The 16,909-nt window shown below is 60.5% G+C and carries 15 protein-coding genes; 7 read left to right on the top strand and 8 right to left on the bottom strand.

Going from position 1 to position 16,909, the window contains the following annotated elements; translation table 11 throughout:
* Positions 1-54: 54 nt before the first annotated feature.
* Both DFR34_RS14190 and DFR34_RS17915 read left to right on the top strand, forming a co-directional pair.
* Positions 55-981, top strand: a complete 927-nt coding sequence (locus DFR34_RS14190) for a serine hydrolase (RefSeq protein ID WP_245906902.1) — start codon at positions 55-57, stop codon at positions 979-981.
* A gap of 123 nt (positions 982-1,104) precedes the next feature.
* Complete coding sequence (locus DFR34_RS17915) at positions 1,105-1,704, top strand: TetR/AcrR family transcriptional regulator (RefSeq protein ID WP_110391815.1); 600 nt, start codon at positions 1,105-1,107, stop codon at positions 1,702-1,704.
* On the opposite strand, the gene DFR34_RS17910 is transcribed toward DFR34_RS17915, so the two are convergent.
* Positions 1,701-1,865, bottom strand: a complete 165-nt coding sequence (locus tag DFR34_RS17910; RefSeq protein ID WP_158281841.1) for a hypothetical protein — start codon at positions 1,863-1,865, stop codon at positions 1,701-1,703. The genes DFR34_RS17915 and DFR34_RS17910 overlap by 4 nt on opposite strands.
* Before the next feature lie 173 nt (positions 1,866-2,038).
* Between DFR34_RS17910 and DFR34_RS14180 the strand changes: the two genes are divergently transcribed.
* A complete protein-coding gene (locus DFR34_RS14180; RefSeq protein WP_211309432.1) occupies positions 2,039-2,497 on the top strand; it encodes an HPP family protein in 459 nt (152 codons plus the stop codon).
* 300 nt (positions 2,498-2,797) lie between these two features.
* Positions 2,798-3,832, top strand: coding sequence for a DNA-binding protein (locus DFR34_RS14175; protein WP_110391813.1), 1,035 nt, complete (start codon positions 2,798-2,800; stop codon positions 3,830-3,832).
* Positions 3,833-4,023: 191 nt separating this feature from the next.
* Here the strand turns inward: DFR34_RS14175 and DFR34_RS14170 are convergent, their stop codons facing one another.
* The 7 genes from DFR34_RS14170 to DFR34_RS14140 form a co-directional block, all read right to left on the bottom strand.
* Positions 4,024-4,812, bottom strand: coding sequence for a 3'-5' exonuclease (locus DFR34_RS14170; protein WP_110391812.1), 789 nt, complete (start codon positions 4,810-4,812; stop codon positions 4,024-4,026).
* Between the two features lie 133 nt (positions 4,813-4,945).
* Complete coding sequence (recJ, locus tag DFR34_RS14165; RefSeq protein WP_110391811.1) at positions 4,946-6,637, bottom strand: single-stranded-DNA-specific exonuclease RecJ; 1,692 nt, start codon at positions 6,635-6,637, stop codon at positions 4,946-4,948.
* Positions 6,634-7,650: a hypothetical protein gene (locus DFR34_RS14160; RefSeq protein WP_110391810.1), complete on the bottom strand. Its 1,017-nt coding sequence runs from the start codon at positions 7,648-7,650 to the stop codon at positions 6,634-6,636. Before DFR34_RS14160 ends, recJ begins: the two co-directional genes overlap by 4 nt.
* 13 nt (positions 7,651-7,663) lie before the next feature.
* A complete protein-coding gene (gene tyrS, locus DFR34_RS14155) occupies positions 7,664-8,887 on the bottom strand; it encodes a tyrosine--tRNA ligase (protein ID WP_110391809.1) in 1,224 nt (407 codons plus the stop codon).
* Positions 8,888-9,057: 170 nt separating this feature from the next.
* Positions 9,058-10,287, bottom strand: a complete 1,230-nt coding sequence (locus tag DFR34_RS14150) for an argininosuccinate synthase (protein ID WP_110391850.1) — start codon at positions 10,285-10,287, stop codon at positions 9,058-9,060.
* A gap of 63 nt (positions 10,288-10,350) precedes the next feature.
* Positions 10,351-11,280 carry an ornithine carbamoyltransferase gene (argF, locus tag DFR34_RS14145; protein ID WP_110391808.1) on the bottom strand — a complete coding sequence of 310 codons (930 nt, stop codon included), beginning with the start codon at positions 11,278-11,280 and terminating at the stop codon, positions 10,351-10,353.
* 477 nt (positions 11,281-11,757) lie between these two features.
* Complete coding sequence (locus DFR34_RS14140) at positions 11,758-13,710, bottom strand: aminotransferase class I/II-fold pyridoxal phosphate-dependent enzyme (protein ID WP_245906900.1); 1,953 nt, start codon at positions 13,708-13,710, stop codon at positions 11,758-11,760.
* Between the two features lie 205 nt (positions 13,711-13,915).
* On the opposite strand from DFR34_RS14140, the gene DFR34_RS14135 reads away from it, so the two are divergent.
* The 3 genes from DFR34_RS14135 to DFR34_RS14130 all read left to right on the top strand — a co-directional run bounded on the left by DFR34_RS14135 (position 13,916) and on the right by DFR34_RS14130 (position 16,634).
* A complete protein-coding gene (locus DFR34_RS14135) occupies positions 13,916-15,301 on the top strand; it encodes a KAP family P-loop NTPase fold protein (protein ID WP_110391806.1) in 1,386 nt (461 codons plus the stop codon).
* Between the two features lie 47 nt (positions 15,302-15,348).
* Positions 15,349-16,230, top strand: coding sequence for a hypothetical protein (locus DFR34_RS16960; protein ID WP_146215156.1), 882 nt, complete (start codon positions 15,349-15,351; stop codon positions 16,228-16,230).
* Positions 16,231-16,319: 89 nt separating this feature from the next.
* Complete coding sequence (locus DFR34_RS14130) at positions 16,320-16,634, top strand: BON domain-containing protein (protein WP_110391805.1); 315 nt, start codon at positions 16,320-16,322, stop codon at positions 16,632-16,634.
* Positions 16,635-16,909 lie beyond the last annotated feature (275 nt).

The following is a 16,909-nucleotide window of genomic DNA, read 5'->3' as shown; positions in this document are numbered from 1 at the left end:
CCCCTCCGGCGCGTGCGTAGAATCTCACTGCTTGCAAGTAAGGAACACCCACTCATGTTGAAACGTGTCATCTCGCTGGCGCTGACTGCCAGCCTGACCACCCTGCCGCTGATGGCCTGCGCCACCAGCGCCAACAAAGCTGCCCCCGCCGCCAGGGCCAGCCAGAGCAGCGGCAAAGTCGCCAGCAATGCCCGTGTGGCAGACCATTATGACAACGGCTCTGCCCCCGCGCTGCACTCCAACGCCGCCCTGGTGATGAATGCGCAGACCGGCGAGCTGATCTACGCCAAGAACAGCAATGCCGTGCAGCCCATTGCCTCGATCACCAAGGTGATGACCGCCATGGTGACGCTGGATGGCAAGCAGTCGCTGGACGAAATGATCACCATCACCGACGACGATGTGGACAAGGTCAAACGCTCCGGTTCGCGTCTGGCGGTGGGCGTCACCCTGCCGCGCCGTGAAATGCTGCTGCTGGCGCTGATGTCCTCAGAAAACCGCGCCGCCTCGGCGCTGGCGCGCACCTATCCGGGCGGCACCCGCGCCTTTGTTGCCAAGATGAACCAGAAAGCCCGTTCTGTTGGCATGCGCAATGCGGTGTTTTACGACAGCACCGGGCTGAACAGTGGCAACAGCGCCACCGCCACCGATCTGGCGCGCATGGTGCAGGCGGCGTATCACTACCCGCTGATCCGTCAGTTCACCACCACCGCCGAGCAAGACGTGTGGGTGAGTGACAGCCGCCGCCTGCACTACCGCAACAGCAATGCGCTGGTGCGCGAGGGCGAATGGCAGATTGGCCTGTCGAAAACCGGCTATATCAAAGAAGCCGGCCGCTGCCTGGTGATGCAAGCCACGGTAAATAACCTGCCGCTGGTGATTGTGCTGCTGGACGGCGCCGGCAGCCAGACCCGCATCCAGGACGCCCGCTCGATCCGCAGCTGGCTGGAGCAACTGCCGGGCAGCTGGCTGGCCGGCTGAGCACGTCACTGCATCGGGTAAACCCTGCGCGCCGCTCACTTGTACCCAGGTGGCGGCGCGCGGTGTTTTGGCTGGGGTGTGTGGCGGCACTTCGCGAATATTCTTTTACCGTTTTCTGTGTGTATGGCCAAACATATTGGCAGGCAAACCCTGCTGGATCGGGCAACCGAACTTTTTCGCGCCAAGGGCTATTCTGCCACCAGTATTGACGAAATCGTCAAAGCCTGTGGCATCACCAAAGGCAGCCTGTATCACCACTTCAGCAGCAAAGAAGCGCTGGTGCTTGCCGCCATGGACCAGGTGCACGCGCATTTCAGCACACATGTGTTCAGCCTGATTCTGACGGCCGAGCCACCCGGCCATACACAGCTGGCAGCTTTCAATCAGGCGGTGGAGACGTTTTTTCTGTCGAATCCGGATGGCTGCTTGCTGGCCAATCTCAGCCTGGAAATTGGTGTGGCCAACACCGTGTTTGCCGAGCGCATCCGGCGGTTTTTCGACGATTGGCGCGCCTGTTACCTGGCCATTTTCCAGCAGGGTTTTCCGCCAGCCCTGGCGACCATGCATGCCGAGGATGCCATTGCCCGGGTGCATGGCTGCATCCTGATGCACCGGATCGACGGCAATATCGCGCCTTTGCGCCGGCAGCATCAGCATCTGCTGGATCTGCTGGCGTCTGCCAACCCGCTTGGCATGCCACACCTCGCGGTGTCTGCCGATTAAGCACGGCTCACCAAACCCTCCTGGCGTGCTTGCGCCGCCTTGCCGCACGCTTTGCCCGCTACGCCGAGTTTTGTGCGTGGCGCTACCTCCACTTTTTTGATCTTGCCATGTGGCCTGTGCATCTGCTGGCGCCGCACCGAAAGCGACAAGCCCCATTTCATGATCAGTCCTTGATTGACACCCCTTGTTCCGTCCACATAACATACCGACCGTTTGGTATTTTTTGAAAGAACGGGAGGGATCCATGCACGACCCAGGCAAATATGTTTCTGAGGTACGTTCCGGCAGCCAATGGCTGACCAAATTTCGGGGTGGCGAACTTGCGGTGCCACCGATGCCGACGGCACGGGCGGTGCTGTTGGCGGGCCTGGGCGGCGTGGTGGCCATCTCGCTGCTTGCTGGCCTGAGCGCTTGGCTGTCCACACCTTTGGTGCTGGGCTCGTTTGGCGCCACCTGCGTGCTGGTGTTTGCCTATCCGGATGTGCCGTTTTCTCAGCCGCGCAACATCATTTGCGGCCATGTGCTCAGTTCGTTGATTGGCCTGGCGTTTCTCGCTGTCTTTGGCCCGCATTGGTGGGCGGCTGGCCTGGCGGCCGGCACGGCTATTGTTGCCATGATGCTGACTCGCACCGTGCACCCTCCGGCGGGCTCCAACCCGGTGATTGTGTTTCTGGCCCAACCGGGCTGGGGCTTTTTGCTGTATCCCACGCTGTTGGGTGCGGTACTGATCACCCTGCTGGCGGCGTGTTATCACAATGCCACCCGCGAAGCGAATTACCCCAAGTATTGGTAGGGCAACAGCGCGCGGGTGGGACATCTGTCGTGACAGGGCCTGTCATTGGCCGCCATGCACAAGGCCTGACCTCAGGATAACCGGGTCAGGCCTTGTGCATGGGTGGGGGCTGCCCAGTGTGGCCATGATTTTAAGGGGGCGGGTAAACCCCTTCTGACATTGTTGTACAACCTCGCTATCTGGCCCCAATAAACTTCCTATTATTTCCATAATCGGAAATAGTGCGATAATAAACTTGTGTAATGTACGTATTACGTAATATATTTACACACATCGCCATCCACCGCAGGAAAACCTCGCATGCAAGCGCAATCCGCCAGTTATCTGCGCATCGCCGACGCCGCCACTCAGTTGGTGGCCGAAGGCAAGTGGCCCACCGTATTGGAGGTGCGCACCCGCCTGGGCAGTGGCTCCAACACCACCATCAACGAAGCGCTAAAACTGTGGCGGCAAACCTTTTTGGCGCGCATGTCGCAAACCAGCCGGCGGCCGGACTGGCCGCCCGCCCTGCAAGAAGCCATGGAAAGCATCTGGCAGCAGGCTTGCCAGCAGGCTGACAGCGCGCTGGACGCGGTGCGCGCCGAGGCGCAGGCCGAGGCCAGCGCCGCGCGGCAAGTGGCCGAAGCCGCACAAGGCAAGCAACACGAGCTGGAAAATCAATTACGAGAATTGCGCGAAGCGCACGAGGCGGTATTGCAGCGCGAGCGCAGCCTGGAACAAGGCCTGGCTGCCGCGCAGGCCAATGCCGAGGCACTGGGCCAGCAATGCCAGGCGCTGCAAGGACAGCTGGAAGACAACCAGAAGCGCCAGGCCGAATGGCTAAACCGCCATCGAGAAGCCCTGGCCGAGCAAGAAACCCTGGCCCAGCAACGGCTGGAAGCTGCGTTGGCCAGCGCCAAGGCCGAGGCAGAGCAGCGCGAGGCGCTGGCGTATCAGCGGCTGGATGGGCTGCGGGTGCATTTGTATGAACAGATCGAAGCTGAACGCGCCAGTCTGCGCGAGGCGCGCAAACAATGGGAGGCTAGCCAGGCACAGCTGCGCGAAGACATGGAAAAACGCGAATTGCGCCTGAACGCGCAACTCACCGCCTTGCACGGTGAGCGCGAACAGCTCTTGTCGCAACTGAAAGACAGCGAACAAGCCGGCCAACGCTGGCAGGCGCAATGCCAAACGGCGCTGGCTCAGCAGCAAACGCTCAGTGACGCGCTGCACCAGGCCAATCAGGCGCTGGCAGAAAGCCGGGGGCGCCAGGCGCTGCTGCAAGAGTGGCTGGAAAGCCTCAGCGGCCCGCCGCGTGGGTTGATGAGCGAAGGGCCTGCGACTCAGCCACGTTGAATACCGCGCGTGCATGCCAGCCAATGAACGGCTTGGCGCATGATGACTGGCGGCAAAGTGCGGCTGCCGCACACGCCGCCAGAAGACCCCGTCAGTGTCCTCTGAGGCGCTCACAAAACCCAGCGTAGGCGTGTGACCGCGGACAGTACAAGTCGTACGGCAAGGTTACACCACAACGCCAGGAGGGGGGCTTAGCGGCTCTCAGCCCAGGCGGCCAGAAACGCCTGCCAGTGGGTTTTGTCCTGATGGGCGCTTAACCAGTCGCGCAGTCGCTGGCATTCGGCGCCGTAGGCGCTGGTGTCCAGCTGGCCGCGCATGCGCTGAAAACGCAGATACACCAGATAGGTGTTGGCGGCGTCGGTTTCGCAGTAATCACGGATGTTTTGTTCTTCGCCCGCTTGCCAGGCCTGCCACACCTTGCTGCCGTCCATGCCCAGCTTGCCGGGAAAACCCGCCAGCTTGGCCAGGTCGTCCAGCGGGGCGCTGGCGCGCGGTTGATACATGGCCAGCAGGTCCATCAGATCCAGATGGCGCATGTGATAGCGGCTGATGTAATTATTCCACTTGAAATCGCGGTCGCCCTCGCCCAAATCCCAATAGCGCGGCGCGGCAATGCCGTGAATCAGCGCGCGGTAGTGCAGCGCCGGCAGGTCAAAGCCGCCGCCGTTCCAGCTGACCAGTTGCGGGGTGTATTTTTCGATCAGGGCAAAAAACATCTCCAGCATGCGCGCTTCGCTGTCGCCGGGCTGGCCGATGGTGCTGACATGAATGCGCTCACCCCAGCGCAGCACGCAGGAAATCGCCACCACCCGGTGCAGGTGATGCGGCAAAAAATCACTGCCGTTTTTTTGCCGCTGGCGCTGAAAGGCATATTCGGCCACGTCGGCGTCGCTGACGTCGGTATCGGGCAGCCCGTGCAGCAGGCGCAGGCCGGCAATATCCGGGATGGTTTCGATGTCAAAGGCAAGAACGGGGGTCAAGGCGGCGCTCCGCGAAGGTGGCAATCTGCCATTGTAGGGATTCGGAGGGAAGGGCGCGACAGCGGCAGGCGGACGGCTGCACCAGGTGGAGGCCCCCCTGGTGCATGCCACATTCTTTGGCCAAGAGCAGTGCCTATGCCGCCGGCTGCCAGTTGTCCACCATCAGCTGCAAATTGCGCTCGCCGCGCCATTCGTTGACATTGAGCTGATACACCACGTCCACCCGCGCCGGCAGCCAGTCCGGGCAGTTGAACAGCATGGCGTCAAATTCGCCGCCGTCGCGGCCCAGCTTGAGCTTCAGATGGCGTTCGCCCACCCGGCGCTGATCCAGCACGCGAAACTGGTCATGAAACGACGGCGGCGGAAAGCCCTGGCCCCACACCTGCGCGGCCAGTTGGTCGGCGGTATCCATGGCGATGTCGCGCACCGCCAGGCTGCCGTCGGTTTCGATGGTGCGCGTCAGTTGCGCCGGGGTGAGCCAGTCTTGCGCCACCGCTTCAAAGGCGGCGATAAAGCGCGGCAAATCCGCCTCGGCCAGGGTCACCCCGGCGGCCATGGCGTGGCCGCCAAACTTGCGCAATAAATCCGGCTGCTGCTTGGCCACCCGGTCCAGCGCGTCGCGCAGATGAAAACCCGGAATCGACCGCCCCGAGCCCTTCACCTCGCCCTCGTCGCCGGGGGCAAACACCAGCGTGGGCCGATGAAAACGGTCTTTCAGCCGGCTGGCGACAATGCCCACCACGCCCTGGTGCCAGTCTTCCCGATACAAACACAGCGTCGAGCGGCCTTGCGGATCCACCCCGGCCAGGTGGGCCAGGGCTTCTTCCTGCATGCCGGCTTCGATATGGCGGCGCTCTTTGTTCAGCCGGTCCAGCTCGCCTGCCAGCGCCAGCGCGTGCGCGCCGTCGTCGGCCAGCAGGCAGGCAATGCCCAGGCTCATGTCGTCCAGCCGGCCGGCGGCGTTCAGCCGGGGGCCGAGCATAAAGCCCAGGTCCACCGTGCTGGCGCGGCGCGCCTGGCGGCCGCTGGCGGCAAACAGCGCGTTCACCCCGGCGCAGGCGCGGCCGGCGCGCATGCGGCGCAGGCCTTGCTCGACCAGAATGCGGTTATTGTCGTCCAGCTTCACCACGTCGGCGACGGTGCCCAGCGCCACCAAATCCAGCCAGTCGGCCAGATTGGGCTCGTCGCCGTGGGCAAAGGCGCCGTGCTGGCGCAGCTCGGCGCGCAGCGCCATCAGCACGTAAAACATCACCCCCACCCCGGCCAGGTGCTTGCTGGGAAACTGACAGCCAGGCTGATTGGGGTTGACGATCAGCGCGTCGGGCAGTTCGTCGCCGGCCAGGTGATGGTCGGTGATCAGCACATCCATGCCGTGGCGGCGCGCTGCCTGCACGCCGGCCACGCTGGCCACGCCGTTGTCCACGGTGATCAGCAAATCCGGGCGGCGCTGGGCGGCCAGTTCGACGATTTCCGGGGTGAGGCCGTAGCCGTATTCAAAGCGGTTGGGGACGATGAATTCCACCACGCCACCCAGCCGGCGCAGGCCGCGCACCGCCAGCGCGCAGGCGGTGGCGCCGTCGGCGTCGTAGTCAGCCACCACCAGCAGGCGTTCTTGCCGGGCGATGGCGTCGGCCAGCCGCACGGCGGCCGGGCCGATGTCTTTCAGCGTGTGGTAGGGCAGCAGGCGCTTGAGGCTGTAATCCAGCTGCTCGGCGCGCGCCACGCCACGGGCGGCAAACAGCCGCGAAAACAACGGGGGCAGGCCCTGGGCCTGCAGGGCAAGGCGGGCGTCTTCTGGCGCCGCGCGCACGGCAATGGCGGTCATGTCAGCTCCGCCAGGGTGCGCGCACCGCGCCAGAATTTCCAGCGCTCGGCCGCGCCCAGCTGGGCGCAAAACCCGGCCTCGCCCGGCGAGCGCAGCGTCAGCCGGCCCAACTGGCCGGTTTTCAGCGCCTGGGCCAGCGGGGCAAAGTAATCCGCCTCCAGTGCTTGCAGGCGCTGTCGCCAGCCGTAGCCATCCTGATAGCGCAGCACGCCGCTGAGCGTGTCCAGCCAGATCAGCGCCTCGCCGGACTGCGCCGCCAGCCAGGCGGCGTCCAGCTGGGCCGGGGCGCTGGCGGCGCGGGCGCCGGCCTGGGCGGCCAGCGCCAGCGGCAATGGGCTGTCCGCCCACAGCTGCGCGGCCGGCGCGCGCAAGGCGGCGTCGCCCTGGCCCCACGGCCAGACGCTGTTGATCACTGGCGCGCCGGCCTGTTCGCGGGCTTCGTTCACCGGGTGATTGAACAGCAGCATTTGCAGCTCGTTGAGCATATGCCGCCAATAGCTGGCGCGCTCGCCGCGCGGCAGATGAAAATCAATATTCTGCGCCGCCGCCTCGGCCAGCGGGGTGAATTCGGCCGCGCTGGCGGCGTCCAGGCGCAGATACCAGCGATTGGGGGTGGGCGCGTAAAAGCACAGGCCGTCCTGGCCAAAGTGGCTGTTCAGCGTCGCCACCAGGGCGTCGGCTTCGGCCTGGTTCAGCGCAAACATGCGCGCGTCGGCCAGCAAGAGATAATCCTGCTCAACGCGCAAATGCACCGGGTCGGCGCACAGCCAGTGGCCGTCGTCGGCGGCCAGGCCGTCGGCGCGGGCCAGCGCGCGCGCCACCGGCAAATCAGCCGGCGCGGCAAACAGCTCGGCCAGGCAGGCCGAGGCGCTTTGCGCCTGCGCGCGCGCTTGGCCACGGCCCAGCAGCCAGCCCAGGGCCGGCAAGGGCAGCTCGCGGGTGGCTTCGCGGCGCAAGTCCGGGTCGGCCCACAGCAAATCGGGGACCACCAAGGTCAGATGAGACAGCGGCATGGCAAGACTCCGCTCAGACCAGGGTCACCTTGGCGAACTTGCGCTTGCCCACTTGCAGCACCAGGGTGGCGCCAGCGGCCAGTTGCAGTTTTTTGTCTTCGATTTTTTCGCCGTCGGCCTTTACGCCGCCGCCGTCGATCATGCGCATGGCTTCCGAGGTGGAGGCCACCAGGCCGGCTTCTTTCAGCACGCTGCCAATCGCCAGCACGCCGCCTTCGCCGGTTTGCACGGTGACTTCCGGCAGGTCGTCGGGGATGGCGTTTTGCTTGAAGCGCGCTTCAAAGTCGGCCAGCGCCGCTTCGGCGGCGGCTTGCGAATGAAAACGCGCCACCAGCTCTTGCGCCAGCAGCACTTTTACGTCGCGCGGGTTGCGCCCGGCGGCGATGTCGGCCTTGAACTGCTCGATCTCGGCCAGCGGGCGCAGCGACAGCAGCTCGTAATAGCGCCACATCAGCGTGTCGGACACGCTCATCACCTTGCCAAAGATGTCATTGGCGGCTTCCGAGATGCCGATGTAGTTGCCCAGCGATTTGGACATTTTATTGACGCCGTCCAGGCCTTCCAGCAGCGGCATCATGATCACGCATTGCGGCTTTTGCCCGTGCTGTTCTTGCAGCATGCGGCCCATCAGCAGATTGAATTTCTGGTCGGTGCCGCCCAGTTCGATATCGGCCTGCATGGCCACCGAGTCGTAGCCCTGCATCAGCGGGTACATGAATTCATGCAGCGAAATCGGCTGGTTGTTGCCAAAGCGCTTTTTGAAGTCGTCGCGCTCCAGCATGCGCGCCACCGTGGTGCTGGCCGCCAGCTTGAGCATGCCGCCGGCGCCCAGCTGGTTCAGCCAGGTGGAGTTGAAACAGATTTCGGTCTTGGCCGGGTCGAGAATCTTGTACACCTGTTCCTGGTAGGTCTTGGCGTTGATCGCTACCTGTTCCGGGGTCAGCGGCGGGCGGGTGGTGTTTTTGCCGGTCGGGTCGCCGATCATGCCGGTGAAGTCGCCAATCAAAAACATGATGTGGTGGCCCATGTCCTGCAACTGACGCATCTTGGTCAGCACCACAGTGTGGCCCAGGTGCAGGTCGGGGGCGGTGGGGTCAAAGCCGGCCTTGATGCGCAGCGGGCGGTTTTCTTTCAGCTTGGCGATCAGCTCGGCTTCGATCAGCAATTCGTCGGCGCCACGGCGGATGGTTTCCAGGGCGGCGGCCAGTTCGGCGGACAGGGGGGCGGGTGCGGTCATCGGTCAGTCATTCCAGCGCCGCCGCCGGTGGGCGGTCGGCTCAAGTCAGGGCGCGCAAGGCGCAATCAGGTCAATCGGCAATTATCGCAAATAAAAAAACCCGCGGCCAGCCATGGCAGCGGGTTTGACGGGTGGGCCAGCAGGGCGGACATACGCCGCCCGGTCTGGCATCAGCCCTTTTTGGCCTTCAGGTTGGCGGCGATGCGCATGCGCAGCGCGTTCAGCTTGATAAAGCCGCCAGCGTCGCGCTGGTCGTAGGCGCCGGCATCGTCTTCAAAGGTGGCGATGGTCGGGTCGAACAGCGAGTCGGTTTTGGAATCGCGGCCAACCACAATCACATTGCCCTTGTACAGCTTCAGGCGCACCCAGCCGTTAACGGTTTGCTGGGTGTGGTCAATCAGCGCTTGCAGGGCCAGGCGCTCCGGGCTCCACCAGTAGCCGTTGTAAATCATGCTGGCGTAGCGCGGCATCAGATCATCCTTCAGGTGGGCCACTTCGCGGTCCAGGGTGATCGATTCGATGGCGCGGTGAGCCTTCAGGATGATGGTCCCGCCCGGGGTTTCGTAGCAGCCGCGCGACTTCATGCCGACGTAGCGGTTTTCCACCAGATCCAGACGGCCGATGCCGTGCTTGCCGCCCAGTTCGTTCAGCTTGGTCAGCACTTGCGCCGGGCTCATGGCCACGCCGTTCAGCGCCACGATGTCGCCCTTGGCGAATTCCACGTCCAGGTATTCGGCGGCGTCCGGGGCTTGTTCCGGCGAGACGGTCCAGCGCCACATGGATTCTTCGGCCTCGGCGGCCGGGTCTTCCAGATGGCGGCCTTCAAACGAGATGTGCAGCAGGTTGGCGTCCATCGAGTACGGCGAGCCGCCGTTGCGGTGCTTCATGTCGATGGGGATGCCGTTGGTTTCGGCGTAGGCCAGCAGTTTTTCGCGCGACAGCAGATCCCACTCGCGCCACGGGGCAATCACCTTCACGCCCGGCTTGAGCGCGTAGGCGCCCAGCTCGAAGCGCACCTGGTCGTTGCCCTTGCCGGTGGCGCCGTGCGAGATGGCGTCGGCGCCGGTCTGGTTGGCGATCTCGATCAGGCGCTTGGCGATCAGCGGACGGGCAATCGAGGTGCCCAGCAGGTATTCGCCTTCGTACACGGTGTTGGCGCGGAACATCGGGAAGACGAAATCACGCACGAACTCTTCGCGCAGGTCGTCGATAAAGATGTTTTCCGGCTTGATGCCGAATTGCAGCGCCTTGGCGCGCGCCGGCTCCAGCTCTTCGCCCTGGCCCAGGTCGGCGGTGAAGGTAACCACTTCACATTGATAGGTGTCTTGCAACCACTTCAGGATCACCGAAGTGTCCAGGCCGCCGGAGTAGGCGAGTACGACTTTTTTGACGTCAGACATGATCAGTTCTTTCACTCAGACTTATAAAGCAACCGCCCGCGTCGGGCGGCCTTTAGAAAACGGTTATTTCTTGTCGGCCACGCGGCCCAGCAGCAGGAATTCCACCAGCGCCTTTTGCACATGCATGCGGTTTTCGGCTTCGTCCCACACCACGCTATTGGGGCCGTCGATCACCTCGGCGTCCACTTCTTCGCCGCGATGCGCCGGCAGGCAGTGCATGAACATCGCATCCGGCTTGGCGGCGGCCATCACCGCAGCGGTGACGCCATAGCCGGCAAACGCCCGGTGGCGCGCCTCGGCTTCGGCCTCAAAGCCCATGCTGGTGTAGACATCCGTGGTGACAATATCGGCGCCGCGCGCGGCGTCCAGCGGGTTGTCGCACACTTCGTAGACGTCCGGGCCGTAATCCTGCGCATCCAGCACCGTCAGCTCATAGCCCTTGGGCGAGGCGATGCGGAACTTGAAACCCAAGAGTTTAGCCGCTTGCAGCCAGGTGCGGGCAACATTGTTGCCGTCGCCAATCCAGGCCACGGTGCGCCCGCTGATCGGGCCGCGCTGCTCCACCCAGGTGAACAGATCGGCCAGCACCTGGCAGGGGTGATATTCGTTGGTCAGGCCGTTGATCACCGGCGCGCGGGAAAACGCTGCCAGGCGCTCAACCAGCGCTTGCTCGAAGGTGCGGATCATGATGATGTCGGACATGCGCGACAGCACGCGCGCAGTGTCTTCAATCGGCTCGCCCCGGCCCAGCTGCGAGCTTTTGGAATCCAGAAACATGGCATGGCCGCCCATTTGCGCCATGCCGGCTTCAAACGAGGCGCGGGTGCGGGTGGAGTTCTTCTCGAACACCATCGACATGACCTTGCCGACCAGCGGGCGGTACAGCTCGCCATCGTAGTGACGTCGCTTCAGGATTCGGCTGCGTTCGAACAGGTGCAGGTATTCGTCACGGGTCAAATCGCTGAATTGCAGGTAATGTCTGGCTGGCTTCATGATGAAAAAAGGTCCGTAGGGAAGGCCGCCGGCAACGGGCGGGCCAGACGCGCGCCGCGCGGCCAGCCTGCACGCCCATGCGTGGGCGCCAAAATATCACGCCCGGCCAGGCCGGGCGCGTGGGGTTGGGCAGCACAAGCTGCAAGTGGTAGTTGTAACGGATTTAGCCTTGGCTGGCAAGGCTTGACGATGCCCGTGGCGTGAAAGCCCGCCTTGCCGGGACATTTTGCTGCCGGCTTGGCGCAGCGTGAGCGGCGCTTGCCACACGCAGCGCAACGCGCCTGGCCAGGCGCGCTGCCGCAGAAATACAAGAACTACGACACGCTCATACCGGCACGCCAGGAAGGTGCTGTGCGCGACGCTTAGAGTGGCTAACAAAACCCAGCGCAGCGATCCTGGCTAGGCGCACGACCGCAGACAGTACAAGCAGTACGGCAAGGTCGGGCAACGACGCCAGGAGGGTTTTGTTAGCCGCTCTTAATTGTCCAGCCGCCCGCCCGGCAACAGCACCAGCTCATCCGCGCTGAGCACGCGCAGCGCCGGCTCGCCCAGGCTTTCATCCACGCCGTGCAGCTCGATGCTTTTTTGCGAAGCGCCCAGCCGCGCCAGGTAATTCAAAATAGACAAATCAATCACTTGGCCCGGCACCAGCACCGGAATGCCCGGCGGATACGGCGTCACCTGGTCGCAGCTCACCCGGCCCACCAGCGCCGGATTGGGCTGGCCGTGTTCGTCAAACAAGGGCAGGCGCTCGCCGCTTTCGTAAAAAGCATCGCGCGGCAGGCAGGCCAGTTGGGTAAAGCGCGGGATTTCCGGCATGCGCTGGCGCACCGCCGGCGGACGGCGTTCGCGCGCCAGCCGCAGCATCGCGTCATACAGCCGCGACACCTTGCTGCGCGTTGCCCCCAGCGTCACCAGCAGGGTGAGGGTGTTAAAAGTGGATTTTTCTACTTGGATATTAAAGCGCTCGAACAACACCTCGCGCAGCTCGTCGGCGCTATAACCGCTGGCGGAAATATCCACGGTCAGCTTGGTGGGGTCCAGCCGCACGCCGTCGTCGCGCACATCTTCCGGCAGCATCTCTTCCAGGCTGAGCACGCGAAACACCCCGGTGGCGTTAATCTGCTCGCGCAGCTCGGCGGCCAGGCGCAGCGCGCGCGACAACAGCTTATAGCCTTCCATCACCGCCTGCTTGCGCGCCACGTCCAGGCTGGCGATCAAGCCGTATTGCGGGCTGGTGGAAGTATGCATATTGAGATTTTCGCGGAACAAATGGCCGTTAAAATCCGGGTCGTTGACATGAATCATGCTGGCCTGAGAAAACGCTGACAGCACCTTGTGGGTGGATTGCGTGGCGTAATCCGCGCCACACTCCAGCGCAGTGGGGCGCAGCGCCGGGTGAAAGCGCGCGCAGCCATACCAGGCTTCGTCCACAATCACCTTGATGCCGCGCGCATGCGCTGCCTCGATAATCGGCGCCAGGTCATAACGAAAACCGTCATAGGTGCACGAGGTCAAAATCAGCGCCTTGGCCTGCGGATGAGCATCCATCGCCGCCAGCAGCGTGGCCTTGGGCACCGGGCCAAAAATCCCGTATTGCCGATTGACCGACGAATCCAGATACACCGGCCGCGCGCCAGACAAAATCACCGCATGGTGCACCGATTTATGACAATTGCGGTCCAGCAACAACATATCACCCGGCGCCAGCAAGGTTTGCACAATCACCTTATTGGCGGTAGACGTGCCATTGGTGGCAAAAAACGTCCGCCGCGCGCCAAACGCCTGCGCTGCCAGCTTTTGCGCCTGGTGAATCACCCCGGTGGGATGCAAAAGCGAATCCAGCATCGGCACCGACACCGATAAATCGGCGCGCAGCATATCTTCGCCAGCAAAATCAAAAAAGTCGCGCACCCACGGGCTGGCGCGCAGCGAATCACCGCCGCAATGGCCGGGGGTGTGCCAGGAATCTTTAGCCATTGCCACATAACGGCGCAGCCGGTCAAAAAACGGCGTGGCCGATTTATCCACCAGCTCGGCGTGAATAATGCGCAACCAACTGGCCCAATCGCGCTCTTCGCGGAAAAAATAGCCATTTACGCTATCCGCCGACAACGTATCCACCATGGCTTTTTCGTCGTCATTGTCCAGCAGCACATACAAGGTCAGCTCCGGGCGCAGCTGATTGAGCGCATCCACCAAGGCAATCGCCCCGCGCGCCGGCATGCTCTCGTCCACCAGCACACCCTGCACATCGCCCTCTTCGCCAGCCAGCCGCAACGCCTCGTCGGCGCTGGCCGCCGGCAAAAAGCGCAAGCCGGGCACAGCCTCCTGCCGCGCCGCCAGCGCATTCAAACCCTGCACCGTCTCATGCAGCCAGCGCCCATCATGACTGGCCACCACCATCAAACACACCGGAGACGCTGTCATCCGCTCATCCTTGTTTATCTGATCCACCGGGACGATCACCCCGGCCATCCCCAGCAGGCTTCTGGCCCACCAGCCCCCACCGCCGGCAAACCGGCGTTTGAAAGGGGTACTGTGCCAGTAAAGGGCAAAGTCGGAAAGGGGGCGGTGCAAGCGCTCACCGCGTTTGGCGTACAATTGAGGCCAAATGCATGATGAAAGCTGAGCTATGAACACGCTACATAACAATGGGCAAGTACGAGGTGACCGCCCAACATCTAACGACAAACTCGGTTTTGCCGAACCTGCCGCTCGCTTGGCGGACAAAATCGCTAGCTTTCCGCGCCGTGAGCCAATGGTTGTTGGAATAGAGGGTAAATGGGGAGAAGGTAAGTCATCTTTCTTGTTGATGATGAAAAAGCATTGGCGGAAGCAAGCACGCTTGGCTCCGCAAGGCTTCTGCGCAAATCTTTGCCAATTGCTTCAAGAAAAAGTGCAGAGAAAAAAACCAGTCAGGCAAATCAAGCTGATTGAATTTGATCCATGGTGGTTTTCTGGCAAAGAAAACTTGCTGGACAAATTGCTGAAAGAGTTGGAGGGCCAGGAGCCATGGTTACGCTCTTCAATTCGTGATTTACTGAAAAGCCTGGAGAGGCAAGCTAGCACAGATAATGTCTGGTTGAAATCCAAGCTGGAAATTATTGCTTTGGTATTAGCATCTGTTGTGAGTGCTGCTCTGAATCCCATGCTGGATTGGTTTGGTGACAGTGTTTCAAACGCAATCAAGCCTTGGCTGGAGAATGGCCAAGTAGCATTATTAGTACCCGCGCTATTCTGGCCGATTAAACTAGGACTGAGCTTAGCCATCGCTAAGCTTACCCCTCCAGAAGGATTCGAGGCTAGAAAGAAAAAACTCGAAGAGCTGCTCAAAAAAGATCGCTTTCAGCGAGTTGTATTTATTGATGATCTCGACCGACTACCCGCAGACGAATTACAAGAAATGTTTCGGGTGATTAAATCTGTCGCTAATTTCCCCAATGTGGTTTATGTGTTGGCGTATGATCGGAAAGTAGTATCGGCTGCTTTGGATAAATTTCACCCAGGGCGAGGCGAGCTGTTTTTAGAAAAAATTGTGCAGATGCCTATTGCGTTACCAGTGCCAACTCCACAGATGAAAGAAAAAGCATATCGTGAGATTTTTTCCAGTGTGCCTGCAATACATGAAATCCTACAAAAACCTACTGACCATTATTCTCATAATGGGTATGGCTGGGGGTTGATTTGCGAAAGCTTTATCAACAACACCAGGCAAGCTAAACGTCTTCGAGATGCCATAAATACACAGTACAATCATGATCTTCTTATACACCCTTTGTTTTTTCTCTTTTTAGAGGCACTTTATCTGCATGCTGCAAATGCTTGCTCTACCCTATGTCAAGCAATGTGTGACTATAAGAACCATCCTTATTACAAGCCTTCGATTAATTGGGTTAAGGATGCCGATCAAGATGCTGAGGCTAAAGAAGGGCTTAAAAAACTTCAAGAATGGATTGGCGCTCAGAGCTCAAAAAAAGCTTTTTTCCAATCGTACGCAAATCGGAGTTGGAATGCATAGCTTTCTTTTTGGGATTTCCTACTGAATCTCAAAGGCGGCCTTTTTCTATGATGCGCCATGAATATGCCATGGTGGAGCGTGCCGACCTAGCTGAGCTAGAAGAAAAATCTCGAGCATGTGCTCGCTATTTATATAAAAAATTTGAGTCTAAGTATGGGGTAGAGTTCATGCTTTCTGAGGTAAAAAATAGAGACCAACTTGTTGAATTTATAGATGCCCGCGCTGGCATGCTACGCCACCATGATTATTTGGAGCGTGAATTAGAGTTTTATTTGCTGAATAGAGTAACAGAGCAGGAGTTGTTAGAGAAAGCTTGTGGTTTGGCTAAACTCATAGCAAAAGTTGCCGAAGAACTATATTTGCAACCAGAGACACATTTAAACCATGTCCATCTGCATTCTTTTCAAAGATCTTTTAATGGGTTGCAGGTTTACTTATACCGCGTTCAATCGTACGACGAAAGGGAATATTTTAATCGGGAGATTGAAAAAAAAGGTCCGTTATTTGTATTGGATTCCCGAATAAAGCAAAAAAAGCTGGACATGGATTCTATTTATGATGAGGTGTTGTCAAAATATCCATTTTCTATTTTTGAGCAGGTGCTCTCAAAAATGGAGTATGGTGATTTTTCTTGTGTTACTATTCTTAATAAGTTATTTTCGCACTCTTCACATATTTCTCCGCACATCTTAGATAACTGGCTTTCTGGTTTGCCTGCCCTTGAAAAATTGAATGACAATCAAAAAAAACATTTACATGGTTGGATGCTAGGATCTTTAGCGCAAGAAAGAGAGAACTCAAAGTTAATTGTTCACTCCAAACTTTCTCAGCTTATTCCTCGCATTCGAGACTCGCTGCAAAAAGATCAACAAAATGACTTACTTGCGGTGCTTGACAAGCTCGTCCCAGAAGCAGAGAGCAATCCGTAGAACCTTCCCCTCCCCCCACACTCCAACCCCCACGCCCCGCCACCCAATTGGCGGGGCGTTTTCCCTTCGACTTTCCCCAGGAGCCCACCATGCGTCGCACTCTCCCCGCCTCCTTCGCCCTGGCCGCTTTGCTGGCCGTCTCCGTCACCGGCTGCGCGGTCAGCCGTGATCAGTCCACCGTCGGCCAGTATGTGGACGACACCGGCATCACCGCGCGGGTGAAGGCGCGGTTTGCCGAGGATGCGACGGTGAGCGCGGTGGCGATTCGGGTGGAGACTTTGCGCGGGGTGGTGCAGTTGTCCGGGTTTGCCCGCAGCGCGGCCGAGCGGGTGCGGGCCGAGGCTTTGGCGCGGGCCACGCCGGGGGTGGCTGGGGTGCGCAATGATATTGTGGTGCAGCCGTAAAGCGGAGCACAAAGCCCAGTAAAATCAGATGGTTGTGCTTCCATCTTTGCGGGGGTGGCGATTGTCTCAGTGTATGGTTAACCGTCGCTCATCACACTCAGCGCAGCGGTGCTGGTCAGGTGTGCGGCCGCAGGCAGGCAACCAGGCCGCGCGACGCTGCGCTGGGTTTTGTGAGCGGCGCTAGTAGCCAGTCACCATGATCTGAACAGATAATAGGCACAGCCGCTGCATACAGGACAGCACAACCCCGCTGAGGAAATCACCATGCCCGCCAT

The organism is Rivihabitans pingtungensis (assembly GCF_003201855.1).
In the GTDB taxonomy this organism is placed as follows: domain Bacteria; phylum Pseudomonadota; class Gammaproteobacteria; order Burkholderiales; family Aquaspirillaceae; genus Rivihabitans; species Rivihabitans pingtungensis.
This window is presented reverse-complemented; position numbering and strand designations above follow the sequence as displayed.

Excerpts from the sequence above, each read along its gene's own strand:
- recJ (WP_110391811.1), bottom strand. The coding sequence starts at position 6,637 with ATGACCGCCATTGCCGTGCGCGCGGCGCCAGAAGACGCCCGCCTTGCC.
- DFR34_RS17915 (WP_110391815.1), top strand. The coding sequence starts at position 1,105 with ATGGCCAAACATATTGGCAGGCAAACCCTGCTGGATCGGGCAACCGAA.
- DFR34_RS17910 (WP_158281841.1), bottom strand. The coding sequence starts at position 1,865 with ATGAAATGGGGCTTGTCGCTTTCGGTGCGGCGCCAGCAGATGCACAGG.
- DFR34_RS14150 (WP_110391850.1), bottom strand. The coding sequence starts at position 10,287 with ATGTCTGACGTCAAAAAAGTCGTACTCGCCTACTCCGGCGGCCTGGAC.
- DFR34_RS14140 (WP_245906900.1), bottom strand. The coding sequence starts at position 13,710 with ATGACAGCGTCTCCGGTGTGTTTGATGGTGGTGGCCAGTCATGATGGG.
- DFR34_RS16960 (WP_146215156.1), top strand. The coding sequence starts at position 15,349 with ATGATGCGCCATGAATATGCCATGGTGGAGCGTGCCGACCTAGCTGAG.
- DFR34_RS14180 (WP_211309432.1), top strand. The coding sequence starts at position 2,039 with ATGCCGACGGCACGGGCGGTGCTGTTGGCGGGCCTGGGCGGCGTGGTG.
- DFR34_RS14160 (WP_110391810.1), bottom strand. The coding sequence starts at position 7,650 with ATGCCGCTGTCTCATCTGACCTTGGTGGTCCCCGATTTGCTGTGGGCC.
- DFR34_RS14135 (WP_110391806.1), top strand. The coding sequence starts at position 13,916 with ATGAACACGCTACATAACAATGGGCAAGTACGAGGTGACCGCCCAACA.
- DFR34_RS14190 (WP_245906902.1), top strand. The coding sequence starts at position 55 with ATGTTGAAACGTGTCATCTCGCTGGCGCTGACTGCCAGCCTGACCACC.
- argF (WP_110391808.1), bottom strand. The coding sequence starts at position 11,280 with ATGAAGCCAGCCAGACATTACCTGCAATTCAGCGATTTGACCCGTGAC.
- DFR34_RS14130 (WP_110391805.1), top strand. The coding sequence starts at position 16,320 with ATGCGTCGCACTCTCCCCGCCTCCTTCGCCCTGGCCGCTTTGCTGGCC.
- DFR34_RS14175 (WP_110391813.1), top strand. The coding sequence starts at position 2,798 with ATGCAAGCGCAATCCGCCAGTTATCTGCGCATCGCCGACGCCGCCACT.
- tyrS (WP_110391809.1), bottom strand. The coding sequence starts at position 8,887 with ATGACCGCACCCGCCCCCCTGTCCGCCGAACTGGCCGCCGCCCTGGAA.